The 25,595-nt window shown below is 64.6% G+C and carries 24 protein-coding genes; 16 read left to right on the top strand and 8 right to left on the bottom strand.

The window, feature by feature from the left end; all coding sequences use genetic code 11:
- The first annotated feature begins 94 nt into the window (after positions 1-94).
- On the top strand, positions 95-592 hold the full coding sequence (locus tag AC1DB0_RS04295; protein WP_054424352.1) for an ASCH domain-containing protein: 498 nt from the start codon (positions 95-97) through the stop codon (positions 590-592).
- A 279-nt stretch (positions 593-871) separates the two neighbouring features.
- Positions 872-1,219, top strand: coding sequence for a virulence factor (locus AC1DB0_RS04290; protein ID WP_054424354.1), 348 nt, complete (start codon positions 872-874; stop codon positions 1,217-1,219).
- A 254-nt stretch (positions 1,220-1,473) separates the two neighbouring features.
- On the opposite strand, the gene AC1DB0_RS04285 is transcribed toward AC1DB0_RS04290, so the two are convergent.
- From AC1DB0_RS04285 to AC1DB0_RS04270, 4 genes are all read right to left on the bottom strand, one after another.
- Positions 1,474-1,722, bottom strand: a complete 249-nt coding sequence (locus tag AC1DB0_RS04285; protein ID WP_082387111.1) for a hypothetical protein — start codon at positions 1,720-1,722, stop codon at positions 1,474-1,476.
- Between the two features lie 242 nt (positions 1,723-1,964).
- Entirely contained in the window at positions 1,965-3,311 is a 1,347-nt protein-coding gene (gene serS / locus AC1DB0_RS04280; protein WP_476757755.1) for a serine--tRNA ligase, read from the bottom strand.
- Between the two features lie 45 nt (positions 3,312-3,356).
- Positions 3,357-4,697 (bottom strand): replication-associated recombination protein A, encoded by a 1,341-nt coding sequence (locus tag AC1DB0_RS04275; RefSeq protein WP_054424359.1) that lies wholly within the window; start codon positions 4,695-4,697, stop codon positions 3,357-3,359.
- A gap of 90 nt (positions 4,698-4,787) precedes the next feature.
- Positions 4,788-5,579, bottom strand: a complete 792-nt coding sequence (locus AC1DB0_RS04270) for a deaminated glutathione amidase (protein WP_054424361.1) — start codon at positions 5,577-5,579, stop codon at positions 4,788-4,790.
- A 210-nt stretch (positions 5,580-5,789) separates the two neighbouring features.
- On the opposite strand from AC1DB0_RS04270, the gene AC1DB0_RS04265 reads away from it, so the two are divergent.
- The 9 genes from AC1DB0_RS04265 (at position 5,790) to AC1DB0_RS04225 (ending at position 15,555) form a co-directional block, all read left to right on the top strand.
- A complete protein-coding gene (locus AC1DB0_RS04265; RefSeq protein WP_175171671.1) occupies positions 5,790-7,058 on the top strand; it encodes an amino acid deaminase in 1,269 nt (422 codons plus the stop codon).
- 113 nt (positions 7,059-7,171) lie between these two features.
- Positions 7,172-8,731 carry an ABC transporter substrate-binding protein gene (locus AC1DB0_RS04260; protein ID WP_054424364.1) on the top strand — a complete coding sequence of 520 codons (1,560 nt, stop codon included), beginning with the start codon at positions 7,172-7,174 and terminating at the stop codon, positions 8,729-8,731.
- A 131-nt stretch (positions 8,732-8,862) separates the two neighbouring features.
- Positions 8,863-9,804, top strand: coding sequence for an ABC transporter permease (locus tag AC1DB0_RS04255; protein WP_054424366.1), 942 nt, complete (start codon positions 8,863-8,865; stop codon positions 9,802-9,804).
- Between the two features lies 1 nt (position 9,805).
- Entirely contained in the window at positions 9,806-10,681 is an 876-nt protein-coding gene (locus AC1DB0_RS04250) for an ABC transporter permease (protein WP_054424368.1), read from the top strand.
- A gap of 2 nt (positions 10,682-10,683) precedes the next feature.
- Entirely contained in the window at positions 10,684-11,691 is a 1,008-nt protein-coding gene (locus AC1DB0_RS04245) for an ABC transporter ATP-binding protein (RefSeq protein ID WP_476758609.1), read from the top strand.
- Positions 11,688-12,689 (top strand): ABC transporter ATP-binding protein, encoded by a 1,002-nt coding sequence (locus AC1DB0_RS04240; RefSeq protein WP_054424372.1) that lies wholly within the window; start codon positions 11,688-11,690, stop codon positions 12,687-12,689. The genes AC1DB0_RS04245 and AC1DB0_RS04240 overlap by 4 nt, the downstream gene beginning before the upstream one ends.
- Before the next feature lie 39 nt (positions 12,690-12,728).
- The gene (locus tag AC1DB0_RS04235; protein WP_054424373.1) at positions 12,729-13,601 is read left to right on the top strand and encodes a MurR/RpiR family transcriptional regulator; all 873 of its coding nucleotides are present in this window, start codon (positions 12,729-12,731) and stop codon (positions 13,599-13,601) included.
- 14 nt (positions 13,602-13,615) lie between these two features.
- Complete coding sequence (locus AC1DB0_RS04230; RefSeq protein ID WP_054424375.1) at positions 13,616-15,106, top strand: N-acyl-D-amino-acid deacylase family protein; 1,491 nt, start codon at positions 13,616-13,618, stop codon at positions 15,104-15,106.
- 11 nt (positions 15,107-15,117) lie between these two features.
- Positions 15,118-15,555 (top strand): RidA family protein, encoded by a 438-nt coding sequence (locus AC1DB0_RS04225; RefSeq protein ID WP_054424377.1) that lies wholly within the window; start codon positions 15,118-15,120, stop codon positions 15,553-15,555.
- A gap of 267 nt (positions 15,556-15,822) precedes the next feature.
- Here the strand turns inward: AC1DB0_RS04225 and lolA are convergent, their stop codons facing one another.
- The gene (lolA, locus tag AC1DB0_RS04220; protein WP_054424378.1) at positions 15,823-16,446 is read right to left on the bottom strand and encodes an outer membrane lipoprotein chaperone LolA; all 624 of its coding nucleotides are present in this window, start codon (positions 16,444-16,446) and stop codon (positions 15,823-15,825) included.
- The gene (locus tag AC1DB0_RS04215) at positions 16,446-18,830 is read right to left on the bottom strand and encodes a DNA translocase FtsK (protein WP_346552143.1); all 2,385 of its coding nucleotides are present in this window, start codon (positions 18,828-18,830) and stop codon (positions 16,446-16,448) included. Before AC1DB0_RS04215 ends, lolA begins: the two co-directional genes overlap by 1 nt.
- Positions 18,831-18,872: 42 nt before the next feature.
- On the opposite strand from AC1DB0_RS04215, the gene trxB reads away from it, so the two are divergent.
- From trxB to AC1DB0_RS04190, 5 genes are read left to right on the top strand one after another with little or no spacing between them, the layout of a single operon-like run.
- Positions 18,873-19,832: a thioredoxin-disulfide reductase gene (trxB, locus tag AC1DB0_RS04210; protein ID WP_175172172.1), complete on the top strand. Its 960-nt coding sequence runs from the start codon at positions 18,873-18,875 to the stop codon at positions 19,830-19,832.
- Positions 19,819-20,487, top strand: coding sequence for a Smr/MutS family protein (locus AC1DB0_RS04205; protein WP_175172170.1), 669 nt, complete (start codon positions 19,819-19,821; stop codon positions 20,485-20,487). The genes trxB and AC1DB0_RS04205 overlap by 14 nt, the downstream gene beginning before the upstream one ends.
- Positions 20,484-20,813, top strand: a complete 330-nt coding sequence (locus AC1DB0_RS04200; RefSeq protein WP_054424385.1) for a DMT family transporter — start codon at positions 20,484-20,486, stop codon at positions 20,811-20,813. Before AC1DB0_RS04205 ends, AC1DB0_RS04200 begins: the two co-directional genes overlap by 4 nt.
- Positions 20,810-21,472 carry a hypothetical protein gene (locus tag AC1DB0_RS04195; protein ID WP_476757757.1) on the top strand — a complete coding sequence of 221 codons (663 nt, stop codon included), beginning with the start codon at positions 20,810-20,812 and terminating at the stop codon, positions 21,470-21,472. Before AC1DB0_RS04200 ends, AC1DB0_RS04195 begins: the two co-directional genes overlap by 4 nt.
- A complete protein-coding gene (locus AC1DB0_RS04190) occupies positions 21,459-22,586 on the top strand; it encodes a hypothetical protein (RefSeq protein ID WP_476757758.1) in 1,128 nt (375 codons plus the stop codon). Before AC1DB0_RS04195 ends, AC1DB0_RS04190 begins: the two co-directional genes overlap by 14 nt.
- Here AC1DB0_RS04190 and AC1DB0_RS04185 read toward each other — a convergent pair.
- Both AC1DB0_RS04185 and AC1DB0_RS04180 read right to left on the bottom strand, forming a co-directional pair.
- Positions 22,583-24,673 carry a sodium:solute symporter family protein gene (locus tag AC1DB0_RS04185; protein WP_054424388.1) on the bottom strand — a complete coding sequence of 697 codons (2,091 nt, stop codon included), beginning with the start codon at positions 24,671-24,673 and terminating at the stop codon, positions 22,583-22,585. The two genes, AC1DB0_RS04190 and AC1DB0_RS04185, sit on opposite strands and share 4 nt — an antisense overlap.
- Complete coding sequence (locus AC1DB0_RS04180; RefSeq protein ID WP_054424390.1) at positions 24,673-24,999, bottom strand: DUF4212 domain-containing protein; 327 nt, start codon at positions 24,997-24,999, stop codon at positions 24,673-24,675. The genes AC1DB0_RS04185 and AC1DB0_RS04180 overlap by 1 nt, the downstream gene beginning before the upstream one ends.
- Positions 25,000-25,595: the final 596 nt, after the last annotated feature.

Below are 25,595 nucleotides of genomic sequence, written 5' to 3'. Positions count from 1 at the left end.
CTAGGCTGAAATAGCTGGTGCAGTTGTCACGCATCGATTTCGGCACCTCAGCGACCAACGCGGTGCCGTTCATCGAGAGGAGAATAGCGAGCGCATGAAAAGGCAGTCACTTCAATTCAGCGAGCCGCTTAAACAAGCCGTTTTAAACGGCTCAAAGGTGCAAAGCCGCCGCATCGTGAAGCCACAGCCAACCAAGCCGACCACGGTCTGGTATGCGGACGCTGCCGATTCCGGCAGATGGGTCGCCATGGGCCCCAACCGCGACAACCCCACTGAACTCCGTAAGACCTCAAGCTGGGTGCGATGTCCGTACGGCAAGTCCGGCGAGAGCATTGTCTTGACGGACGAAGCCGGCACGCCATTCGCCACCGCGCTTGTCGTCGGTGTGCGCATCCAGCGCTTGCAGAACCTGACCGAAGCGGATGCGCGCGCCGAAGGCACACAAGCGCTGTATGAATCCTCTGCGCTGCTGCCTGGCGTGCCACTTCAAACGGCGTTTGCGTTGACGTGGTGCGAACGCTACGGCGCGCACGCTTGGGCGGCAAATCCGTGGGTATGGGTGGTGGAGTTCCGCCGCACGCATGGCGACTGACGTGGCGGATGCGCCTCACACCGCCCGCGGATGGTGACGGCGTGTAACGCCCCCTATTAACTTCATCTCATTCCACTCGATTTCAATCGATTTCAAGTCCGGGTTTACCAGAGCGGACGCACTACCCCGCAGTGCAACACCCAAGCGAATTCGAACACGGGGACGGTTGCGGATTGTCGCGATTGAGGAAGTGGCGCTTACGAAAAGCGGGCGGAAAAGCCCGAAAATAGAGGCGTCGAATACTCAACTTTGCTGTGTCGCGCAGCAGGCAGGTGCAACATGAAAAAATGGCTTATCGCTGGTGCAGGTGCCGCAGGTCTGCTGATCTCAAGCGTGGCCTTGGCTCGTGTGGATGTGGGGATTTCCATTGGCGTACCCGGTGTGGTGTATCCGGCGCCGGTGTATGTCGCCCCCGCCCCGGTCTACGTGGCGCCGCCCCCGCCCGTCTATTACCGCCCGGCTCCCGTGTACGTGGCGCCCCCGGTGGTTTACCCCGCCCCGGTCTATTACCGCGGCGGCCCCCACTGGCGCGGCGGCCCGCCCCCGCGCTACTACGGCCCGGGCCCCGGCTACTACCGCGGACATGGGCACGGACATGGCGACGGCCGTGGTGACTGGCGCCGCTGAACGCGTCAACTTAACCGCGGTGTAAAAGCCGCGGCCAAAAGCAAAGGCCACTCGAAAGAGTGGCCTTTTTTTCCGCCGGGACAATGTCCGGTGCCCCGTTGGAAGGGATTCAGGCCGCAGGGGCCTGCACAGGTTTGCCAGCCATGACAGCAGGCGTCTGCGATACCGGGTTGGCCTTGTTATCGGCCCAACGCGGCGATTCTTGAACAAGATCGATCCATCGACGAGGCGCACTGGACGCCCGCCACCAGCCATTATGCGGACGCATGAGCAAACTCCGGTTCACCGTTGAAACGCACACCATTGATATCTTGGAACAATTGACGGCTTTCCTGTTCTGCTTCGTGCAAGTCTGAGAACGGCGCCTGTCCCGGCACAGTCCAGCATTTTTCCGGTGCGGTTCCGCCCACTCGGCGGGTCCATATCTGCACGCGGTAGCCCTGTTCGTCCTCACGAGCGACAGAGCATCTCACACGAAAATCTCCAATCATTCTTGAAGTCATGGACAACTCCTTGTTATATAAGTGAATGAAGCGTGTAGAACGCGGGTGTATTGTGCCGCAACTATCCGGCCCTTTTATTAGAAATACACAATTGCTCACATCAAAATCAAGCACTCACCCCGAGATCTTAAATAGCAAAAACGACAAGAATATGTCGACATGATAAAAAAAAACGGAGCCCGGAGGCTCCGTTTTCTTATCCGCCAAATGGCCGATAGACGCGATATACAGAACGCTTTTCTTTACGGCTTCAGCACCGTCAGACCGCCCATGTAAGGCTGCAAGGCGTCGGGGATCAGCACGCTGCCGTCAGCTTGCTGGTGGTTTTCCAGCACCGCCACCAGCGCACGGCCCACGGCCAGGCCCGAACCGTTGAGCGTGTGCACGAACTCCGGCTTGCCCTGGGCATTGCGGAAGCGCGCCTGCATGCGGCGGGCCTGGAAGGTTTCGCAGTTGGACACCGACGAAATTTCGCGCCACGTGTTTTGGGCCGGCAGCCACACTTCCAGGTCATAGGTCTTGGCCGAACCAAAGCCCATGTCACCCGTGCACAGCAGCACCACGCGGTACGGCAGGCCCAGCAGCTGCAGCACGCGTTCCGCGTGGCCGACCATGTCTTCCAGCGCTTCGTACGATTGCTCGGGCTGCGTGATCTGCACCATTTCGACCTTGTCGAACTGATGCTGGCGGATCATGCCGCGCGTGTCGCGGCCGCCGCTGCCCGCCTCAGAACGGAAGCACGGCGTATGCGCGGTGAGTTTCAGCGGCAGGTCGGCGGCGGCCTGGATGGTGTCGCGCGCCACGCTGGTCAAGGTGATTTCCGACGTGGAGATCAGGTATTGGTCTTCGCGCACGTAGGGGTTGCCTGCGGCATCCACCTTGGGATCGTCGTCGCCACCGCCCTTGGACACGGCGAACATGTCGTCCTTGAACTTGGGCAGCTGGCCCGTGCCGTACAGGGTGGACGCGTTGACGATGTAAGGCGTGTAGCACTCGGTGTAGCCGTGCGTGCCCGTTTGCAAGTCCAGCATGAACTGGGACAGCGCGCGGTGCAGGCGGGCGATGGGGCCGCGCATGAACGAGAAGCGCGCGCCCGACAGCTTGGCCGCCATGTCGAAGTCCAGGCCCAGCGGCTCGCCGATAGCGACGTGGTCACGGGCGTCGAACGCCAGGGGCGGCGGGTTGCCATCGGCGCCGGCTTCACCCGGCAGCCAGCGGCGCACTTCGACGTTGTCGTCGGCGGACTCGCCCAGCGGCACGCTGGCGTGCGGCAGGTTCGGCACCCACATCAGCAGCTCATTCAGCGGCGCCTGCAAGGCGGCCAGCTCTTCTTCCAGCTGCTTCAGGCGGACCGGCACGGCTTGGGATTCCGCCATGACGGCGCTGGCGTCTTCGCCCTTGGCCTTCAACTGACCGATCTGCTTGGCCAGCGCGTTGCGGCGGGCTTGCAGGGACTCGGTCTCGGTCTGGACGGCCTTGCGGCGAGACTCCAGGTCGTTGAACCGTTCCGTGTCGAAGGACACGCCACGGCTCTTGAGGCGGTCTACGACGGTTTGCAGGTCTTTGCGCAGCAGTATCGGGTCTAGCATCGGTGAGGTCGGTTGAGAGTTGCGTGAAGCAACGGGCGTGGCCCGTTACCGGTTCTTGGCGCGTTCCTGCGCGTCCAGCTCGCGCAGAAATGCCAACTTTTGCTGGATTTTAGCCTCCAGGCCGCGATCGGTCGGCCGATAGAAGGAAGGCTTGAGTCCATCAGGGAAATATTGCTCGCCGGCGGCATAGCCGTGCGGCTCGTCGTGCGCGTAGCGATAGGCCTTGCCGTGGCCCAATTGCTTCATCAATTTGGTGGGCGCATTGCGCAGATGAATCGGCACCGGCGCGCTGCCGTGTTCGGCCGCGAACTGGCGCGCCTGGTTATAGGCGTTATAGACCGCGTTCGACTTGGCCGCGCAGGCCATGTAGACCACGGCTTGCGCCAGCGCCAGCTCGCCTTCGGGCGAGCCCAGGCGTTCGTAGATGTCGGCCCCAACGACGGCCAGATCGGTGGCGCGCGGGTCGGCCAGGCCGATGTCTTCCACCGCCATGCGCACCAGCCGGCGCGACAGGTATTTGGGATCAGCGCCGCCGTCGATCATGCGGCAGAACCAGTACAGGGCCGCGTCCGGGTTGGAGCCGCGCACCGATTTGTGCAGCGCGCTGATCTGGTCGTAGAACGCGTCACCGCCCTTGTCGAAACGGCGCAGGTTCTGCGACAGCGAGATTTCCAGCCAGGCGGCGTCGACCGTGTCGCGCCCCGCCGACTGCGCCGATTCCGCCACGACTTCGACCGCACTGATCAACCGGCGCGCGTCACCGTCGGCCCACGCGGCCAATTGTTCGCGCGCATCGTCCTCGACGCGGATGGCCTCGCCGTCCTCCACCCCGTCGTTCAGCGCGGTCACCGCGCGATCGACGAGCTGTTGCAACTCTTCAGGCGACAGCGATTGCAGCACGTACACCCGCGCCCGCGACAGCAAGGCCGAGTTGACCTCGAACGACGGGTTTTCGGTGGTGGCGCCGATAAAGGTGAACAGCCCGCTTTCCACATAGGGCAGGAAAGCATCCTGCTGGGCCTTGTTGAAGCGGTGCACTTCGTCCACGAACAGGATCGTGCGGCGGCCCTGGCCTTGCGCCACCTGCGCCACCGTGACCGCTTCACGGATGTCTTTCACCCCGCCCAGCACGGCCGAGATGGCGATGAACTGGGCATCGAAGCCGTCGGCCATCAAGCGCGCCAGCGTGGTTTTGCCCACGCCGGGCGGCCCCCAGAAAATCATGGAGTGCGGACGGCCCGATTCGAAGGCGACGCGCAGGGGCTTGTCAGGCCCCAGCAGGTGCGATTGCCCGACGACGTCAGACAAGGTGCGCGGACGCAGGCGTTCGGCCAGAGGCACATAGGGCCGATGCGCAGGATCGGCCGCGAAGAGATCGTTGCTCATTGGCAGCAGATGAGGGAGGACAGCGTGAAGTTCAAGTCAGCATTACACCATGACGGCCATGCCGACTGACTTGCGCAGCCGGCACGGCGGCTAGGCCAATTCCGGCGGCGCAAAACGGCGGTTGGCCAGCACCGGCAGCACCTTGCGGGCATGCGCCAGACGCTCGGGGTCGATATCGGCAAACACCAGCGCCGGCGCCTCGCCCGCGCGGGCCGTGACGACACCCAAGGGGTCCACCACCATGCTGCAACCGATATTGCGTTCGCCGCATTCGCCCGTGGCGGCCACATAGCAGGTGTTTTCCAGCGCGCGCGCCGTGACCAATACCTCCCAGTGCATTTCCTTCAACGGCCCGCGCACCCACGCGGCCGGCAGCACCAGCAGGTCAGCGCCGTCCAGCGCCAGGCGGCGCGCCAATTCGGGGAAGCGCACGTCATAGCAGGTCATCAGGCCCACACGCAGGCCGGCGATTTCCAGCAGGGGCGGGATCTCGGCGCCCGGCGTGACGTTGGTGGATTCCTTCATCGTGAAGGCGTCGTACAGGTGCAGCTTGCGGTACTGCGACACGATTTCGCCGTCGCGCAGCGTGACCAGCGTGTTCCAGACGCGGCCGTCCCCGGTGGGGATATGGACGCACATCATCGTCGACAGGGACGAGCCGCGGCTGGCTTGCAGCAGGCGGGTCATGAACGGGCCATCCAGCGGCTGTGCGGCCTTCAGCACGATCTGCGGGTCGGTGATATCGCGGGCCAGGATGCCTTCGGGCAGCACCAGCAGATCCGCCCCGCCTTCGCGGGCGCGCGTCATCAGGTCGACGCAGACTTGCGCGTTTTCTTCCCAGACGCGGCTGACGGCGAACTGGCCCAAAGCGACTTTCAGCATGGCATTTCCTTGTTTGGCGCGATGAATTTCGAACGTTTCGCTATTGTCGCGCCAACTGGGCTGCCGTGTGGAGAGCCGTGTAAATCCCTGTGGAGCCACGTGGGCCGCCCTGTCGACTAGGGTAACTCCTAGCTCCCGCTTGTAAATTTCTTTCACGATAATGAAAAAAACGAACTTTGACGTAAATATTTTCCAAAGCAGGCGCCCACCATGACGAATTCTTCTTCCCCCGCAGCCTTGTTGGACGTGAATGGCAAAGGCCTGGGCGCGTTCCCCGAGTCCTGTACGACCGCGGGCGTGGCGGCCCTGAACTGGAACCTGCTGGACGAAGACGTCAGCCTGCCCGTCGCCGTGCTCTATGAAGCCCGCGTGCGCCACAACCTGCAATGGATGCAGCAGTTCATGGAGGCGTACCACGTCAAACTGGCGCCCCACGGCAAGACCACGATGAGCCCGGCGCTGTTCAAGCGCCAGATCGACAACGGCGCCTGGGGCATCACGCTGGCGACGGCTCCCCAAGTGCTGGCCGCCTATCAACATGGCATCCGCCGCGTGCTGATGGCCAACCAGCTGGTGGGCCGCGCCAACATGGCCATCATCGCCCGCCTGCTGCAAGACCCCGCCTTCACGTACTTCTGCATCGTCGATTCCCCCGCCAACGCCGCCCAACTGGGCGAGTTCTTCGGCGAGCAAGGCCTGACCCTGCCGGTGCTGATCGAACTGGGCCCCGCCGGCGGACGCACCGGCGTGCGCGACGACGCCCAACTGCAAGCCGTGGTGGAAGAAATCGGCCGCTGGCCCGGATTGGCGCTGGCCGGCATTGAAGTCTACGAAGGCGTGTTGCAGGAAGAAGGCGCCATCCGCGCATTCCTGCGCCGCGCCACCGACGCCCTGCGTGGCCTGGCCACCGCCGGCCGCCTGCGCAAGAACGGCCCCGCCGTGATCTCGGGCGCCGGGTCGGCCTGGTTCGACGTCGTGGCCGAAGAATTCTCGCAGCTGGATATTGGCGCACCGCTGGAAGTGGTGCTGCGCCCGGGCTGCTACCTGTCGCACGATGTGGGCGTGTACCGCTCGGCCGCCGAACGCATCAATGCCCACAACCCCGTGGCGCAAAAAATGGAGCCGGGCCTGCTGCCCGCCTTGCAGGTCTGGGCCTACGTGCAGTCGCTGCCCGAACCCGGCCGCGCCATCATCGCAATGGGCAAGCGCGACGCCGCGTTTGACGCCGGCCTGCCTACGCCCGCCCTGCACTACCGTCCGGGGCGAAGCGCCCCGGCAGACGCGAACCGCGCCTGGAAGCTGACCGCCATGATGGACCAGCACGCCTTCATGCAGATCGCCGACGGCGACGACATTCAAGTCGGCGACATGATCGCCTTCGATATCTCCCACCCCTGCCTGACGTTCGACAAGTGGCGCCAGGTCTTGCTGGTGGACGAGCAGTACCGCGTCACGGACGTGGCCGAAACCTTCTTCTGAACGCCCCCTGCCTGACGCATCGCGCCAGGCCCAAGGGGGCTGAATGACTTGGGAACCGGCGCTTACCTGATTTCACGCGACAACCTGTTTTTGACCCCTCTGGAGAGAGAATCATGAACTTCCGACCCTCCCGGCGAGGCGGCGGGCTGACCAGCCTGCTCGCGGCCGGCGCAATTGGCTTGACCGCAATGTCGTCCCCCGCCCTGAGTGCCACGCCGGTCAAGGGGGGCACGATTTCCGTCGCCACCATCGGTGAGCCGCCGACGCTTGACCCCATGACCAGCACCGCTGATCTGGTGGGCATCCTGACGCAGCACTTCTTCGAAACGCTGTACACCTTCGACGCCAAGTGGAACCTGACTCCGCTGTTGGCCGACAAGATGCCGGACGTGACCCCCGACGGCCTGATCTACACGATTCCGCTGCGCCAGGGCATCACGTTCCATGACGGTTCGAAGATGGATTCGTCGGACGTGCTGGCCTCGTTGAAGCGCTGGACGGAAACCGCCACGCGCGGCAAGGGCGCCGCCAAGGTCATCCAGAGCATCGAAGCGCCTGACGCCAACACCATCCGCATCACGCTGAAGCAACCCTATGCGCCGCTGACCGCGCTGCTGGCGATGAACAACGCCGCCGCCGTCATCATGCCCAAGGGCAAGATCGCGCCGGTGCTGACCGAAATCGTCGGCACGGGGCCTTACCAACTGAAGGCGCGCGTGCCGGACCAGTACATCCAGCTGGTGCGTTTCGACGGCTACAAGCAGCGCGAAGGCGAGCCCGACGGCTACGGCGGCGCACGCAAGCAATACCTGGACGAAATCCGTTTCGTGCCGGTCAGCAACGCCAACACCCGCTCGGAAGCCGCTGCCGCCGGCCAGTTCGACTACGTCGACTCGCTGCCCGTGGAAGCGCTGGAAAAGCTCAAGGGCGGCCGTTCCGACCCGGTGATGCTGAAGCCTTTCGGCTGGCCGCGCCTGGTGCTCAACACCAAGCAGGGCATCATGTCCAACCTGGCCGTGCGCCAGGCCGTGCAACTGGCGCTGAATGAAGAAGACATGCTGTTTGCCGCATTCGGCAACAAAGACTTCTACAAGCTGAACGGCGACCTGTATCCCGAAGGCTACCCGTGGGCCACGTCGCTGGGCGGCAAGGTCTACAACAAGGCCGACTCCGCCGCCGCCAAGAAACTTTTGGACAGCGCCAACGTCGCCGACAAGAAGATCCGCATCCTGACCAGCCAGCAGTACGAGTTCCATTACAAGATGGCGCTGGTGGCCGCGGAATACCTGAAGGCAGCCGGCTTCACGGTGGACATGCAGGTGGTGGATTGGGCCACGCTGACGCAACGCCGCCAAGACCCCGCCGTGTGGGACATCTTCATCACGCACAGTGTGTTCCTGCCGGAACCCGCGCTGATCGACTTCCCGTCCAAGGACGCGCCGGGCTGGTGGGACACGCCGCGCCGCGCACAGGTGATGGACGCCTACAACCAGGCCCGCACGCAGGAAGAACGCATCAAGCGCTGGGCCGACGTGCAGCAGGCCGTGTATGACGAAATCCCGTTCGTGAAGGTCGGCGATTTCAACGCCCAGGCTGCGCGCTCGCCGTCGCTGCAAGGCACCCAGCCCGCCCCGTGGCCGTTCTTCTGGAACGCCTGGAAAAGCCCTAAGTAAGGATGGGTAAAGCGCGGCAGCGCGGTCGCAAGAACACGACCGCCCGCCGCCCCCCCCATCGCTGGGAAGGGGCGTGCAGTAAGGCCCCCCATCCCTCATGCACTGATTGACGCTTCTATTAGGACATCATCGTGTTGCGTTATCTCTTAAACCGGCTGGTCGGGCTGGTGGCCGTGATGTTTATCGTCGCGACCATCGTGTTCGTCATCATCCGCGTCACGCCCGGCGATCCGGCTGCCGTGATGCTGGGTCCGCAAGCCAGCCAGCAGGACATCGCCGCGCTGCGCACGCAGCTGGGGCTGGACCAGCCCATGGCGCTGCAATACGTATCGTGGCTGGGCAAGCTCGTCCAAGGCGATCTGGGCCAGTCCATCTTCATGAACAAGCCCGTGCTCTCCGCACTGGCTGACCGCGCCGAACCCACGATTTTCCTGACGTTGATGTCGCTGCTTATCGCCAGCGCCATCGCGCTGCCGGTGGGCATTCTGTCCGCCGTCAAACGGGGCACCACGCTTGATCAGTCGGTGCTGTCGTTCTCGATGTTCACCTCCAGCGTGCCCAGCTTCTGGCTCGGCCTGCTGCTGATGCAGATTTTCTCGGTGAAGCTGGGCTGGCTGCCGGTGTCGGGCTATGGCGGCCCCGACGCGTCGCTGGCCACGCGCCTGTCGCACCTGATTCTGCCCGCGGTGGTGCTGGGCCTGGTGAACTCCGCGCTGATCACCCGCTTCATCCGCGCCAGCATGCTGGACGTGCTGCGTGACGACTACGTGCGCACCGCGCGCGCCAAGGGCCTGCCGGAAAGCAAGGTCATCCTGAAGCACGCCGTGCGCAATGCGCTGATCCCCATCCTGACCGTGCTGGGCCTGACCACCGCGCTCTTGATCAGCGGCGCCGTCGTGACCGAAACCGTGTTCGGCCTGCCCGGCGTGGGCAGTCTGGTGGTGTCGGCGGTGCTGCGCCGCGACTACCCCGTCATCCAGGGCGCGCTGCTGATCATCGCGGCCATCTATGTCCTGATCAATCTGATCATCGATCTGCTGTACCTGCTGGTCGATCCCCGGGTGCGCTACTGATATGGCTATCGCAACTTCTCCCCAATCCGCCGGCGGCGCCGACCGCTGGCAGGTGCTGCGCCTCTTGGTGTCGCGCAAGACCGTGCTGCTGAGCCTGATCGTCATCATCGTGCTGGTGGCCGCCGCGCTGCTGGCGCCGTGGGTCAGCCCCTACGACCCGTTCAAGCTGTCCATCATGAACCGGCTGAAGGCGCCGGGCGCCGCGCACTGGTTCGGCACCGACGACTTCGGGCGCGACGTGTTCAGCCGCGTCATCTATGGCGGCCGCCTGTCGCTGATGGTGGGCTTTTCCGTGGTGGTCGTGTCCAGCGTGCTGGGCATTGCACTGGGTCTTATCGCCGGGTTCTTCCGGTCGGCCGACAAGTTCGTGTCGCGCCTGATCGACGCCATGATGGCGTTTCCCGACATCCTGCTGGCGATTTCGCTGGTGGCCGCGCTGGGCCCGTCGCTGATCAACGTGGTGATTGCGCTGGGCATCGTCTACACGCCGCGCCTGGCCCGCATCGTGCGCGCCTCGACGCTTGTGATCCGCGAGCTGCCTTTCGTGGAAGCCGCCCGCGCGCTGGGCGTACCCACGTGGCGCATCGTGACCGTGCACGTGCTGCGCAACCTGGTGTCGCCCATCCTGGTGCAAGGCACGTTCATCTTCGCCTACGCGATTCTGGCCGAAGCCGGCCTGTCGTTTCTGGGCGTGGGCGTTTCGCCCGACATTCCCACCTGGGGCACCATGATCAACGCCGGCCAGCAGTACATGGGCTCGGCGGACTGGATCATGATCTTCCCCGGTATCGCCATTGTGCTGTCCGTGCTGTCGCTGCAATTAGTGGGCGACGGGCTGCGCGACGTGCTCGACCCGCGCCTGCGCAAGGAGCTGTAATCATGACGGCAAGCACCCGAGACGTCGTGCTGTCCGTGGAAGGGTTGAAGACCTGGTTCCACAGCCGCGACGGCATCGCCAAATCCGTGGACGGCGTCACCTTCGACCTGGCTCGCGGCGAAACGCTGGCCATCGTCGGTGAATCCGGTTCCGGAAAATCCGTAACCAGCCTGTCCATCATGGGCCTGTTGCCCAAACCGGCGGGCCGCATCGAAGCCGGCAAGATCCTGTTCCGCGACCGCCAGGGCGTGCAGCATGATCTGGCCCACGCCACGCCCGCCACGCTGCAGAAAATCCGTGGTGCGGAAATCGCCATGATTTTCCAGGAGCCGATGACGAGCCTGAACCCGCTGTACACGGTGGGCGACCAGATCGCCRAAGCCGTGTTGCAGCACGAAGGCGGCTCGTACGCGGCGGCGCTCAAGCGCGCCCGCGAAATGCTGGAACGCGTAGAGATTCCCGCTGCCGACCGGCGCGTCAACGAATACCCGCACCAGATGTCGGGCGGCATGCGCCAACGCGTGATGATCGCGCTGGCGCTGGCCTGCAACCCGGCCGTGCTGATCGCCGACGAGCCCACCACCGCGCTGGACGTGACCGTGCAGGCGCAGATCCTGGACCTGCTGCGCCGGCTGCAGAAAGAGATGAACATGAGCATCCTGTTCATCACCCACAACCTGGGCGTGGTGGCCGAGATCGCGCATCGCGTGGCGGTGATGTACGCCGGCCGCGTGGTGGAAGACGCGGGCGTCTACGACCTGTTCGAAAAGCCCACGCACCCGTACACCCGCGGCCTGTTGTCGTGCCTGCCCACCGCTGCGCTGCTGGCCTCGGGCGAACGCCTGCGCGCCATTCCCGGCAACGTGCCCAGCGTGCTGTCGCTGCCGGCCGGCTGTACCTTCGCGCCGCGCTGCGAGCTGGCGGCCGACGACTGCCGCGCCGCCGTGCCGGAACTGGTCACGGTACAACCCGAACATCGCGCCCGCTGCATCAAGGTGAACCCGATATGACGAGCCCTCAAGTGACCGTGCGCGCCGAAGCGCCGCTGGTCCGCATCGAAGACCTGAAAGTGCATTTCCCGACCTCGCAGGCGCGCCATGCGCCGGTTGTGCGGGCGGTGGACGGCGTCAGCTTCGACGTGCCCAGAAACACCATCGTCGGCCTGGTGGGTGAATCTGGCTCCGGCAAGACAACGACGGGCCGCGCGCTGCTGCGCCTGTTTGCGCCCACTGCCGGCCGCATTGTGTTCGATGGCCAAGACATCACCAAGCTGAATGAAAGGCAGATGCTGCCGTGGCGCCGCCGCATGCAGATCGTGTTCCAGGACCCGTATGCCAGCCTGAACCCCCGCATGACGGTGGCCGAGATTCTGGGCGAGGCGCTGGACACGCACAAGCTTGCGCAGCACCGGCGGTCGGCCCGCATCGGCGAACTGCTGGAACGCGTGGGCCTGAACGCCGACCATAGCCGCCGCTATCCGCACGAGTTTTCGGGCGGCCAGCGCCAGCGCATCGGCATCGCCCGCGCGCTGGCGGTCGAACCCGACTTCATCGTGGCTGATGAACCGGTGTCGGCGCTGGACGTGTCCGTGCAGGCGCAGGTGCTGAACCTGTTGCAGGATTTGCAGCGCGATCTGGGGCTGACGATGCTGTTCGTCGCGCATGATCTGGCGGTGGTGGATTACCTGTGCGATGACGTCGTCGTGATGTATCTGGGCCGCGTGATGGAGCGCGGCCCCACCAGCGAGGTGTACGCGCGCCCCCGCCATCCCTATACTCGCGCGCTGCTGTCTGCCGCGCCGGTGCCGGACCCGCGTGCGCCGCGCTCGCGTATTCTGCTGAAAGGCGACATCCCCAGCCCGATCAATCCGCCGTCCGGTTGCGTGTTCCGCACGCGCTGCCCGCACGCCATTGACGCCTGCGCCACGATCGAAGCGCAAGCTGTCAGCGTCGGCCCGGGCCACTACGTGGCCTGTTCGCGCATCGGCGACCCCGAGCTGGCGGCCTGACGCCGGCCAGCCCTGCCCGACTCGACCCAGGAATTTCACATGAACATCATCCGCGACATCGTCTTCCAGATACGCAGTCGGCGGGACGCATTGAGCGTGACCGAACGCAAGGTCGCTGACGCCATTCTGGACGACATCATGTGGGGCGCCAGCGCCACCGTTGACCAGTTGGCCACCAAGGCGGGCGTCAGCATCGCCACGATCTCGCGCTTTGCGCGCACGGTCGGTTGCGACGACACGCGCGACCTGAAGATGAAGCTGGCGCAGGCCAGCACGGTGGGCAGCCGCTTTCTGGACCCGAGCGCGCCCGCCGAGGAAAGCACCTTCTACGCCCGCATCTACGCCGACATCGAAAGCACGCTGCGCGCGCATCTGCCCACTTTTACTGAGTCGTTGTTCGAGCAAGCCTGCGCCATGATTGACGGCGCCCGCATGATCTACGTGTTCGGCATGGGCGGCGCGTCCGCCGTGCTGGCGCAGGAAGTGCAGTCGCGCCTGGTGCGGCTGGGCTACCCCATCGCCGTCTACAGCGACGCCGTGCTGTTGCGCATGGTGGCCGCCACCCTGGACGAGCGCGATGCGGTGCTGGTGCTGTCGGCGTCGGGCCTGACGCCGGAAATCGTGGGTGCGGCGCGCATCGTCAAACAGTACCGCGCGCGTCTTGTCGCCATCACCGACGCATCGTCGGAGCTGGCCAAGCTGGCCGACGTGGTGTTGCCGATACGCACCGACGAAACCGACTTCATCTACAAACCCTCGGCATCGCGCTACGCGATGATGCTGGCCATTGACTTGTTGTCTACCGAACTGGCCATGCTGAACCAAGAGGAAAACCGCGAACGCCTGCGCCGCATCAAGCTGGCGCTGGACGAACACCGCGGCGGCCCCAACCGTTTGCCGCTGGGCGATTGAACCTGGAACCCAAGATGTATGACACCCTCATAGGCAACGTCCGAGTCCTGGACGGCACGGGCGGCCCCGAGTACCGCGCCAGCGTGGCGCTGGCCAATGGCCGCATCGCCGCCATTGGCGACCTGCCGGGCGCGCACGCCCGCCACATCGTCGACGGCACCGACCTGGCGCTCGCCCCCGGCTTCATCGACGTGCATACGCATGACGACACCAACGTCATCCGCACGCCGGGCATGCTGCCCAAGCTGTCGCAAGGCGTGACGACGGTGGTGGTGGGCAACTGCGGCATCAGCGCCTCGCCCGTGTCGCTGCGCGCCGACCCGCCAGACCCGATGAACCTGCTGGGCGGCCGCAAGGATTTCAACTACCCCACGTTCGCCGACTACACCCGCGCCATCGAAGCCGCGCAGCCCGCCGTGAACGTGGCCGCGCTGGTCGGCCACACGGCGCTGCGCAGCAACCACATGGACCGCCTGGACCGCGCCGCCACGCAAGACGAAGTGCTGGCGATGCGCGAGCAACTGCGAGACGCCCTGGCGCATGGCGCAATCGGGCTCAGCACGGGCCTGGCGTATGCATCCGCCATTGAGGCCGACACCGCCGAAGTCAAGCTGCTGGCCGAAGCGCTGGACGAATTCGGCGCGCTTTACACCACGCACCTGCGCTCGGAATTTGCCGCCATCCTGGAAGCCATGCAGGAAGCGTTCGACATTGCCCAGCATGCACGCGTGCCGGTGGTGGTGTCGCACCTGAAATGCGCGGGCGCGGGCAACTGGGGCCGCACGAAGGAAGTGCTGTTCACGCTTGAAAGCGCCGGCCGCCTGCAACACGTGGGTTGCGACTGCTATCCGTATTCCGCCAGCTCGTCGACGCTGGACTTGAAGCAGGTCACCGACGAATTCGATATCGACATCACCTGGTCCGTGCCGCATCCGGAGCAGGCCCGCCGCAAGCTGGCCGACATTGCCGCCGAATGGGGCGTGAGCCTGCTGGACGCGGCCAAGCGTTTGCAGCCCGCGGGCGCCGTGTATCACAACATGCACGAAGACGATGTGCGCCGCGTGCTGTCGCACCCGCTGACGATGGTGGGTTCCGACGGCCTACCCAACGATCCGATGCCGCACCCCCGCCTGTGGGGCGCGTTCCCGCGCGTGCTGGGCCATTACAGCCGCGATGTGGGCTTGTTCCCGCTGATTCAGGCCGTGCACAAGATGACCGGCCTGTCCGCCGCCCGCTTCGGTTTGGCTGAACGCGGCCTGGTGCGCGAGGGCTATCACGCTGACCTGGTGCTGTTCAATCCCGACACCGTCATCGACCGCGCCACCTTCGCCGCCCCCGTGCAAACGGCCGCGGGCATCGAAGCCGTGTGGGTCAATGGCGCACTCTCTTATCACCACGGGCAACCCACCGGCGACCGCGCTGGCCGCTGGCTGCCGCGCAGTGGCGATCTGCGCGCGGGCTTTGCCGCAGCAAATCCGCTGACGCCCGCCCCCCAAACACCCTAAGGAGCCTATCCATGAGCAATGCCCCCACCCCCGACAACAATGGCATCACCCGCTACGGCGTGGCCGGCGGCACCGGCCAGGGCGGATCGCACATGCCGTTTGCGCGCGCGGTTGCGGCCGACGGCTGGCTGCACGTGTCCGGCCAGGTGCCGATGGAAAACGGTGAAGTGATTGAAGGCGGCACGGTTGCCCAGTGCCATAAAGCCATTCAGCAGTTGCTGGCGATCTTGAAGGAAGCCGGCTACGGCCCGGAACACGTGGTGCGTTGCGGCGTCTGGTTGGACGACGCCCGCGATTTCCCGTCGTTCAACAAGGTCTTCAAGGAATACTTCGGCGAAAACCCGCCGGCACGCGCCTGCGTGCAGTCCAGTTTGATGGTGGACGCTAAAGTTGAGATTGATTGCGTGGCGTATAAGCGCCCCCACGCCGCGCCCACTTCCGTGGGCTAGCTGCCCCCGAGGGGGCTCTTTCCCCTTGGGGCGGCCCAGCGGGGAAAGGCGCCCCCACGCCGCGCCCACTTCCGTGGGCTAGCTGCCCCCCGAGGGGGCTCTTTCCCCTTGGGGCGGCCCGGCGGGGAAAGGGGCCCCCACGCCGCGCCCACTTCCGTGGGCTAGCTGCCCCCCGAGGGGGCTCTTTCCCCTTGGGGCGGCCCGGCGGGGAAAGGCGCCTGGATCACGTCCGAAAAAAAGCCCGGTGAATTCACCGGGCCTTTCTTTTTACATCTTCACCACATCCACCCCCTTGGGCGCGACGAACTGGAATTCCTTCGCCGGCAAGGACGGGTTCGCGGCGATGGATGACAAGTCCACGCGCGTCGTCTGCCCGAAAGAATCCAGCAGTTCCACGCGCACGGGCAGGTTGTCTTTCATGCCGATATCCACGCGCGAAAAGCCGGCGTCCGCCGTGCGCGGTTTGGCGCGCAGCCATTCCACGCCATCCTTGGACGGCAAGGCGGTGACGTCAAACGACTGCTCAAGCGAACCGGAACCAAACAGGATGGCGGCGGGCGACGTGCCGATGGCGGCGTCCACCTTGCGCTCGGTGACCTGAGCCAGATCGGGGTCAAACTGATACACCGTGCGGCCGTCAGAGATAACCTGCTGCTCGTAAGGCTTCTGCACCGCCCACTTGAACTTGCCAGGGCGCTGGAACGAGAACACGCCCGTCTGGGCAGGTTGCGTGCGGCCTTGGGTATTCACCGTGTATTGCGAGAACGAACCCGTCGCCGCGGAGACCGTGGCGACGAAGGCCTTCAACTGTTCTTGCGCGCTGGCGGCGAACGTCAGTGCGGGCGCCAGGCTCAGGGCTGCGACTACGGCCAGGCGGCGAAACGTCTTCATCATGCTTCCTCTCGGGCGGCGGCTGCCGCGGGGACCAGAATTTCGCGGTTGCCATTGGACTGCATCGCCGACACCATACCCGATTGCTCCATCTGCTCGAGTAACCGGGCCGCACGGTTGTAACCGATGCGCAGGTGACGTTGCACCAGCGAAATCGACGCGCGGCGGTGCTTGAGCACCACTTCACAAGCCTGGTCGTACATCGGGTCTGACTCGGCGTCGCCACCGATGCCGGTGACGCTGCTGGCGCCTTCGCCGTTATCGCCTTCGACGCCGCCTTCCAGCAGGCCTTCGATGTAGTTCGGTTCGCCCTGCGCCTTCAGGTTTTCCACCACGCGGTGGACTTCGTCGTCGCTGCAGAACGCGCCGTGCACGCGCACCGGCAGGCCAGTGCCAGGCGGCATGTAAAGCATGTCGCCCTGACCCAGCAGGGTCTCGGCGCCCATCTGATCAAGAATGGTGCGGGAGTCGATCTTGGACGACACCTGGAACGCGATACGCGTCGGGATGTTGGCCTTGATCAAGCCCGTGATGACGTCCACGCTGGGGCGTTGCGTGGCCAGGATCAGGTGGATACCGGCGGCGCGCGCCTTCTGCGCCAGACGGGCGATGAGCTCTTCGATCTTCTTGCCCACCACCATCATCAGGTCGGCCAATTCGTCGATGACCACCACAATGGTGGGCAAGGGCGACAGCGGCTCGGGCTGATCCGGCGTCAGCGAGAACGGGTTCGGAATCGGTTCCTCGCGCTTGATGGCGTCGCGGATCTTGGTGTTGTAGCCCGCCAGATTGCGCACGCCCATCTTGCTCATCAGGCGATAGCGCTTTTCCATTTCGCCCACGCACCAGTTCAGCGCGTTGGACGCGTGGCGCATGTCGGTGACCACCGGCGCCAGCAGGTGCGGGATGCCTTCGTAGACGCTCATTTCCAGCATCTTCGGGTCAATCAGGATCAGGCGGGTATGGGACGCGTCGGCCTTGTACAGCAAGGACAGGATCATGGCGTTGATCCCCACCGACTTGCCGGAACCGGTCGTACCGGCCACCAGCAAGTGGGGCATCTTGGCCAGATCGGCCACCACCGGGTTGCCGGCGATGTCCTTGCCCAGCGCCATCGTCACGACCGAATGGCTGGCGTGATAGGTCTGCGAACCCAGAATTTCGGACAAACGCACCATCTGGCGGCGCGGGTTCGGCAGTTCCAGGCCCATCAGGTTCTTGCCCGGAATGGTTTCCACCACCCGGATGCTGACCAGGCTCAGCGCGCGCGCCAAGTCCTTGGCCAGGTTGACGATCTGGCTGCCCTTCACGCCGGTGGCGGGCTCGATTTCATAGCGCGTGATGACCGGGCCGGCCTGCGCCGCCACCACGGTGACGGACACGCCGAAGTCGGCCAGCTTCTTTTCGATCAGGCGCGAGGTGAATTCGATGGTTTCCGCCGACACCGTTTCCTGGTTGGTCAGCGGTGGGTCCAGCAGGCTGATGGCGGGCAGGTCGCCTTCGGTGCCGCCCGCAGGCGCGAAGAACAGCGACTGCTGCTTTTCCTTTTCAACCCGTTCGGACTTCGGCACGACGGTAATGGCGGGTTCGATGCGCACCGGCTGTTCGTGCACCAGCTTTTCCTGCTTGGCCACGACTTGTTCCGTACGCACGGCTTTCGCCACTTCGCCGACCTTGCGGTCTTCGCGGGCAGCGTAGGAATTGCGGACGCGGCGCACCAGGCCTTCCATCCACGAGCCCACGCGCTCGGCGACAGCCAGCCACGAGAACGAGAAAAACAGGCTCAGGCCGATGGCCAGCATGACCAGGAAGGCCAGCGTGCTGCCGGTGAAACCGATGCTGCGGCTGATCAGGTCGGCCAGCGTGTGGCCGATGACGCCACCTGCGCCGCTGGCAGTTTCAGACGCGCCGGGCAGATGGGTGCCGCGGCTGGCCAAGCGCAGGGCTTCCATGCCCAGCGACCCCAGCAGCAACAGAAAGAAGCCTATGCCCTCTTCCCAGTGGACGCGCGGCAACACTTCCGGCTGTTTACTATTAGTTACCTTGAGCTGGCTGGCCAGGCGCCGGTAGCCGGCGCGCACGCGGTGCAGCAGCAGAACGACCCACCACCAGGCCGAGAAGCCAAAGAGATAGAGCAGGATGTCTGCCAGATAGGCACCTAGCCGCCCCCCATGGTTGCGCACGACGTCGCCGGGCACGGAGTGCGACCAGCCAGGGTCGGACGCGCTCCAGGTGGCCAGCACCAGGGTGAGCCAGGCCGCCAGGGCGGCAAATAGAATCCAGCGGGCTTCGCGCAGCAACGCAGAAATACGCGTCTGTAGCGGCGAAGGTCCGTTGCGGGTGTTGCGCGAGGCGCGCGGAGAAGCAGTCGAGATACGCGGCATGCGGCTCATTATAATTGGGCGTTAACCTAAAGATACCCGCCCATGTCCACGCCCAAGCACGCTAAAGTTTTGATACTCGGTTCCGGCCCTGCCGGTTACACGGCGGCCGTCTATGCGGCACGCGCCAATCTGAGCCCTGTTCTTGTTACAGGTCTGGCCCAAGGCGGCCAGCTCATGACCACCACGGACGTCGACAACTGGCCGGCCGACGCAGATGGCGTCCAGGGTCCGGACCTGATGCAGCGCTTCCAGAAGCACGCCGAACGCTTCAACACCGAGATGCTGTTTGACCACATCGCCAAGGTCGACCTGTCCAAGCGTCCGTTCACGCTGACCGGCGACACCGGCAAGATCTACACCTGCGACGCCCTCATCATCGCCACGGGCGCATCGGCCAAATACCTGGGCCTGCCGTCCGAACAGTCCTTCATGGGCCGCGGCGTGTCCGGCTGCGCCACTTGCGACGGTTTCTTCTACCGCAACCAGGACGTCGTCGTCGTTGGCGGCGGCAATACGGCCGTCGAAGAAGCCCTGTACCTGTCCAACATCTGCCGCAAGGTCACCCTGATCCATCGCCGCGACAAGTTCCGCGCCGAGCCCATCCTGGTCGACAAGCTGATGAGCAAAGTCGAGAACGGCAACATGGAACTGAAGACGTTCCATACGCTGGAAGAAGTGCTGGGCGACGACAGCGGTGTAACGGGCGTGCGCGTACGCCACGTGGACACTGGCGTCACCGAAGACATGGCGGTGACCGGCGCCTTCATCGCGATCGGCCACCAGCCCAACACGGAAATCTTCCAGGGCCAGCTGGAAATGAAGGATGGCTACATCGTCACCAAGAGCGGCTTGTCCGGCATGGCCACGATGACCTCCGTGCCTGGCGTGTTCGCCGCCGGCGACGTGCAGGACCACGTCTACCGCCAAGCCATCACCAGCGCCGGCACGGGCTGCATGGCCGCCCTGGACGCTCAACGGTGGTTGGAGAATGCGGGGCAGTAAGGTCGGCCTGGCCGACCTGAAACGCCTGAAGAAAGACCTGCAAGCCGAACGTGAACGCGAAGCGCTCGCCAAGCGGGTCGCCGTACTGAAGAAGCCGGAAAGCGCGCCCATGGACGACATGGCGGCTTTCCAGCGCACGATGAAGTCCGTCACGCCGATCAAGCACGCCGCCCGGGTGGAGCACAAGCCCGTGGAGGAACCTGCTCCGGCGCTGCGCCGCGCCAACGCGCTGGGGGAAACCCCGTCGCGCGCGGATGCCGGCGTGTCGGATGGCGGCGAGATCACGCACCTGTTGTCCGAAGGCGGCACCGCGTTTGTGCGCAACGACGCCGCGCCCGACACCGCCCGCAACTTGCGGCGCGGCCAATGGCGCGCGGGCGCGGAGCTGGATCTGCACGGTCTGCGCGTGGAACAGGCGCGTCATGCGCTGCTGTCGTTTCTGGATGAATGCCAGGAACACGGCATCCGCTGCGTGCGCATCGTGCACGGCAAGGGCTATGGCTCGGAAGGGCTGGAGCCGGTGCTGAAAGACAAGGCGCGCACCTGGCTGGTGCAAAAGTCAGAAGTCCTGGCGTTTTCCGAAGCGCCCGAACGCGAAGGCGGCGCGGGCGCGCTGCTGGTGCTGCTGCGGCAATCCGAAGGAATGCGCAAATGAAATGGCTCTACCTGGGCGTGGCGATCATCGCCGAGATTTTCGCCACCAGCGCGCTGAAGGGTTCCGAAGGCTTCACCCGCCTAGTGCCGTCCATCATCACGGTGTTCGGCTATCTGATCTCGTTCTACTTCCTGTCGCTGACGCTGCGTGAAATCCCGGTGGGCATTGCCTACGCCATCTGGTCCGGCGTGGGCATCGTGCTGATTTCCATCGTCGGCGCCGTGCTGTTCAAGCAGCACCTGGACACGCCCGCGCTGATCGGCATCGGCCTCATCATCGCCGGCGTGGTGGTGATGAACGTGTTCTCGAAATCGGTCTCGCATTGACCGCGCCGGCCGTGGGGCTGCTACGGTTGCTGTCTTGGCGCGGGCTGGCGTCGGGTTTCTTCCTGCCCTTTTTCCTGCCCTTTTTCCTGCTCTTTGCACTGGCCGGCAACGCCACGGCGCAGGACTTCAACCGCGCCGCCGAACTCAAACGCTACCGTGCGTGGCTGCATGATTTCACGCAGGACCTGGACACGCTGGCCGCCTCGCGCCGCCCGCTGACCGACGCGCAGCTGGACGCGATGTTCGCGCGCACGGTGGTGCCGGGGTCTCGCGGCGCAAGCTTCATCCGCCAGACATTCGCCAGCCGTGGCAGCGATGGCGCCTACTTTCCCCAGCCTGGCCCGCGCACCATAATCCTGGGCGTGCTGGAAAGCGGCATCCCCGCAGGGCAAGGCGGCTTGTATCCCGAAACAGACCCCGCGCTGGACGCCACCCCGCTCACTGTCTGGTATCTGCATGTGGATGTTGGCGATATGGCCAACACCTACCTGCTGTCCTCCAAGCACTTCACGCCCTACCGGTTGCCGCCTGCCGGCAAACTGGAACGCAACGCCTACCCCTTCCTGCTGATGGACACCCGCGACGGCGGCTTGCGCCTGGGCGGGGTCAGCAGCGAACTCTGGGGGCTGATCGCTTATTTGCACAATGCCACACGCTGATCCCGCCTTGCGCCTGCTTGCGCTGACCGCGCTGTCTTTAGCCCCGGCCTGGGCGCATGCGCTGTGCCAGCCCATGGCCGCGACCGGCCAGCGGGAAACCATCGTCACCAACGTGAAGTTGAGCGAAACCAACACGCTGTTGGCGCTGGACGGGTCGCGCATCCGCAGTTGGGAAGCTCCGGTGGACGTGGAAACCGGGCCGCGCGCCACGCCGGTCATCTGGGCCGAACGCGTGGATTGGTCGGTGTACGCCGCCGAGCCGGATGCCCGCATCGGCCCCACCGTGCTGCGTTTCGAGCGCGGCGCGGATGGCGTCAGGCACCTGTGCGGCATCGCCGAATACGACGCCCGCACGCTGGACGACGCTCAAGGCTCGCATCAAAAGACGTTGCCCAAGCCCGACAACGAAACCCGCTTCCAGTACGACGACAAGGCCCGGCTGATCGGCGTTGAGCTGCGCTCGTATGCGGCCAGCGGCAAGCCCAATGCATCGCTCTACACCTGCCTGCGCTATGACCGCAATGGCTGGCTGGCCGAACGCAGCGCCAACGCGTGTAGCGAAGCGTCGCAGCCCTTGGCCCGCTACGTGCACGACGACAGCGGCCGCCTGCTGCGCACGATTGCCTATGCAGAAAGGCAAGGCGATGCGCGGGAAGTGACCACATTTGATGCGCAGGGCCAGCCCGCCCAACGCTATGAACGGCAACGGCTGGATTGGGAAAACGAACAGCTCACGCTTGGGCTGCCCTATCGGGTGCGGCCATCTGAATTTGCCGTGCTGGTGCTGCCCGGGCCGAACTGGGCCGCGCCTGCGATGGAGTCGTATCACTACGATTGGGCCATCGTTCAACCCCAGGACGGCGACGTCTATGCCGCCAAGCGGAACCCCGCCGCCGTGCTTGCCAACGGCAACAGCGGTAACAACGGCCGGTTCACGCTAAGCCCTGCGCAACGCCAACGCGTCTGGGAAGCCGCCGGCCAAACGCCTGGCAGCGTGCAATGGCTGTGGGCGCCGGGGCAGATTTATACGCTGCTGCAAACCGTGCCCAAGGCCACCTGGGCGGCCTGCACCGACCCGGAAAACCGCCAGCCTGACGCCTGCGAATCGCGCTAGGCTTTTTCAGCGGGCGGCCGGGGCGCGCCCGGATGACGCAGATAGTCCACCAGCGCCAGCGTGGCGCGGTCGGGCGGCGGCGTCAGCAAAGACACCACAATGATCGTCAGAAACGCCACCGGCGCGCCGAACACGCCCGCCGCAATCGGCTGAATGCCCCACCACAAATCCACCGGCTGCGTGCGCGAAATGCCCAGCACCCATTCGCGCAGCCACGGGTGCGTGTGCGTCATATAGGCGAACGTCACCAACAGGCCCGCCGCCATGCCCAAGGTGGCGCCCCACTTGTTGGCGCGCCGCCAGAACACGCCCATGACCAGCGCCGGGAAAAATGACGACGCCGCAAACGAGAACGCCGCCGACACCATAAAGAGGATGTCCGCCGGTTTGCGCGCCGCCACCCAGGCCGCGCCAAACGCCACGACCAGCAGCAGAATTTTCGACACCATCACCCGGCGCGCGGCCGACATGCGCGGCGACACCATCCGGTACCACATATCATGCGACAAGGAATTCGACAAGGTCAGCAGCAGGCCGTCTGCGGTGGACAGCGCCGCCGCCAGGCCTCCCGCCGCCACCAGCCCTGAAATCACATAGGGCAGCCCGCCAATTTCGGGCATGGCCAGCACCACTACATCGGCCCCCATGCTGATCTCGCTTAACTGCACGACGCCGTCGCGGTTGATGTCGGTGACGTCCAGCAGGTTGCTGTCGACCGCGCTCCATGCGTGTACCCAATTGGGCAGGCTCAGGAAATTTGAGCCCACCACCTGTGTGTAGACCTCGTACTTCACGAGCAGCGCCAGCGCGGGCGCCATGAAGTACAGCAGCAGAATGAACAGCAGCGACCAGCACACCGATTTACGCGCCTCGATGACCGAGGGCGTGGTGTAGGACCGCATCAGAATGTGCGGCATGCCTGCCGTACCCAGCATCAGGCACAACACCAGCGCCAGGAAGTTGATGCGCATATTGCGCCGCTCTTCCGCATCTTTGGCGGGAAACGGCTCTGCGTGCGGCGTGGGCGGCGCGGCCCGCGCTTCAAACGTGGCGCGCGCCTGCGACCACACCACGCGCGCATCTTCCACGCTGGCGGGGTACGCGGCCAGCTCACGTTCGGCCGAGCGAATCTCGACCATGGGCGCATCCGACGCATTCAGTTGCGCAAGGCGGCTGCGTAGTTTGTCCTTTTCCAGCGTCCACGATTCCGGCAGGGTGTCGACGCGCTTGGCCATTTGATCGGCATGCTGCTGCCACAGCCGGCGCACCTCGATTTCCGACGGATCGTTTTGCAGGTAGATCTCTTTTTCGGTGACCTGTTGCAGCACCACGCCCGCCGACAGCTGCGGCACCGGCATATTGGTGTGCTTCACCGACAACCACACCACCGGCACCAGATACGCGATGACCAGAATGATGTATTGCCCGACCTGCGTCCACGTCACCGCGCGCATCCCGCCCAGGAACGAGCAAACCAGCATGCCGCCCAACGCCACGAAAATGCCCAGCTCGAACGAGATGCCCGTCATGCGCGTGGTGATGATGCCCACGCCGTAGATCTGCGCGACCAGATACGTAAACGAACACAGAATGGCGCACGCCACGCCCGCTAGGCGCGGCATGTTGCCGCCATAGCGCGCACCCATGAAATCGGGGATGGTGTATTGCCCAAAGCGCCGCAAGTACGGCGCCAACAGCATGGCGACCAGCACGTAGCCGCCCGTCCAGCCCATGATGTAGGCCAGCCCGCCGTAGCCCGTCAGGTACAGCGTGCCCGCAACCCCGATGAACGACGCCACCGACATCCAGTCGGCGGCGGTCGCCATACCGTTATAGATGGCAGGCACGCGCCGGCCCGCGACGTAGTATTCGACCTGATCTGACGTGCGGCAAACAATGCCGATACCCGCATACAGGCTGACCGTAACCAGCAGGAACACATAGCCGATCCAGTTGCGCGGCATGCCCAGGATTTCGGCCAGCGCCATCAGCAGGATCATCAGCGCGAAGCCCGCCGTGTACAGCACATAGATGCGGCGCAGGCGGATCTTGAATTCCTGGGGGGTGTCTCCGCTGAAAAACGGCATCAGCGGCCCCCCGCGTTGTCATCGCGATACGGGTCGCGGGTGGCATCGAAGCCCGTTTCGGCGCCCGCTTCGGCACGCTCGTCGGCGCGGTTCATGGTGCGGGCGTAGATGGCGATGATGATCAGGTAGGCCAGCGGCGCGCCGTAGGCGGCCATCCAGAAGGCAAAGGGCCAGCCGATGAAATTAAACGTCAGGCTGCGCGCGAAGAAGGCGGGCACGAACGTCAGCGCCGCCCAGACGACAAGCAGCAACGCAATCAGCCGCAAGTTGCGGCGCCAATAGGGGGTGGGTGCGGACTCAGAGGGAGATGCGCGGGATTTCGGCATAGCTAGGATGTTTTCAGACCCTGCCTGGATAGCGCGAAACGCTGCGTCTGAAAAGCCCTTGCTGATGAAATACAGGCTTTTTATGCGACAACGGCTGGCACTGCCTGGTGCCAGCCGTTGTGCGTTTTGCTTTTTTTGAGTACTGCTTTACTTTTTTTATGTACCGGTGCCGCCGGTATTTGCCCATGCAGGGCTTTGTCTCCTCACCTGCATGGGAAGAGATTCTGCACCAAGTGCGGGAATGCCACACTAGGGGAATGCCCTAAGACGGAGCATTCATTTACATATTCCTTGCACCATATCGGTGCTAATTGACCACAAAGTTCTAAATATTGGGATTTTTTGGCCAAAAAGCCCGAATTGAGCCGAATTCAGAAATCCCGCCGATCCCGAAATATGACAGCCGCCATCGCGTAATGCCCGGAATCGGGCGGCCCTGAGTTGGGGCGGCCGGAGTCCTCGGGGGGCAGCAAGCGAGCGAAGCGAGTGCGAAGCGAGTGCGAAGCGAGTGCGAAGCGAGTGCGAAGCGAGTGCGAAGCGAGTGCGAAGCGAGTGCGAAGCGAGTGCGAAGCGAGTGCGAAGCGAGTGCGAAGCGA

It is taken from the genome of Achromobacter sp. 10T422, from assembly GCF_056394065.1.
The sequence above is the reverse complement of the archived record's forward strand: the minus strand, read 5'-3'. Positions and strand labels throughout refer to the sequence as shown.

Bases quoted from the DNA above. Each gene is read 5' to 3' on its own strand.
- AC1DB0_RS04260 (WP_054424364.1), top strand. From the start codon at position 7,172: ATGAACTTCCGACCCTCCCGGCGAGGCGGCGGGCTGACCAGCCTGCTC.
- AC1DB0_RS04235 (WP_054424373.1), top strand. From the start codon at position 12,729: ATGAACATCATCCGCGACATCGTCTTCCAGATACGCAGTCGGCGGGAC.
- AC1DB0_RS04270 (WP_054424361.1), bottom strand. From the start codon at position 5,579: ATGCTGAAAGTCGCTTTGGGCCAGTTCGCCGTCAGCCGCGTCTGGGAA.
- AC1DB0_RS04230 (WP_054424375.1), top strand. From the start codon at position 13,616: ATGTATGACACCCTCATAGGCAACGTCCGAGTCCTGGACGGCACGGGC.
- AC1DB0_RS04290 (WP_054424354.1), top strand. From the start codon at position 872: ATGAAAAAATGGCTTATCGCTGGTGCAGGTGCCGCAGGTCTGCTGATC.
- AC1DB0_RS04185 (WP_054424388.1), bottom strand. From the start codon at position 24,673: ATGCCGTTTTTCAGCGGAGACACCCCCCAGGAATTCAAGATCCGCCTG.
- AC1DB0_RS04295 (WP_054424352.1), top strand. From the start codon at position 95: ATGAAAAGGCAGTCACTTCAATTCAGCGAGCCGCTTAAACAAGCCGTT.
- AC1DB0_RS04180 (WP_054424390.1), bottom strand. From the start codon at position 24,999: ATGCCGAAATCCCGCGCATCTCCCTCTGAGTCCGCACCCACCCCCTAT.
- AC1DB0_RS04190 (WP_476757758.1), top strand. From the start codon at position 21,459: ATGCCACACGCTGATCCCGCCTTGCGCCTGCTTGCGCTGACCGCGCTG.
- AC1DB0_RS04200 (WP_054424385.1), top strand. From the start codon at position 20,484: ATGAAATGGCTCTACCTGGGCGTGGCGATCATCGCCGAGATTTTCGCC.
- AC1DB0_RS04225 (WP_054424377.1), top strand. From the start codon at position 15,118: ATGAGCAATGCCCCCACCCCCGACAACAATGGCATCACCCGCTACGGC.
- lolA (WP_054424378.1), bottom strand. From the start codon at position 16,446: ATGAAGACGTTTCGCCGCCTGGCCGTAGTCGCAGCCCTGAGCCTGGCG.
- AC1DB0_RS04205 (WP_175172170.1), top strand. From the start codon at position 19,819: ATGCGGGGCAGTAAGGTCGGCCTGGCCGACCTGAAACGCCTGAAGAAA.
- AC1DB0_RS04275 (WP_054424359.1), bottom strand. From the start codon at position 4,697: ATGAGCAACGATCTCTTCGCGGCCGATCCTGCGCATCGGCCCTATGTG.
- AC1DB0_RS04215 (WP_346552143.1), bottom strand. From the start codon at position 18,830: ATGCCGCGTATCTCGACTGCTTCTCCGCGCGCCTCGCGCAACACCCGC.
- AC1DB0_RS04265 (WP_175171671.1), top strand. From the start codon at position 5,790: ATGACGAATTCTTCTTCCCCCGCAGCCTTGTTGGACGTGAATGGCAAA.
- AC1DB0_RS04240 (WP_054424372.1), top strand. From the start codon at position 11,688: ATGACGAGCCCTCAAGTGACCGTGCGCGCCGAAGCGCCGCTGGTCCGC.
- trxB (WP_175172172.1), top strand. From the start codon at position 18,873: ATGTCCACGCCCAAGCACGCTAAAGTTTTGATACTCGGTTCCGGCCCT.
- AC1DB0_RS04285 (WP_082387111.1), bottom strand. From the start codon at position 1,722: ATGACTTCAAGAATGATTGGAGATTTTCGTGTGAGATGCTCTGTCGCT.
- AC1DB0_RS04250 (WP_054424368.1), top strand. From the start codon at position 9,806: ATGGCTATCGCAACTTCTCCCCAATCCGCCGGCGGCGCCGACCGCTGG.
- serS (WP_476757755.1), bottom strand. From the start codon at position 3,311: ATGCTAGACCCGATACTGCTGCGCAAAGACCTGCAAACCGTCGTAGAC.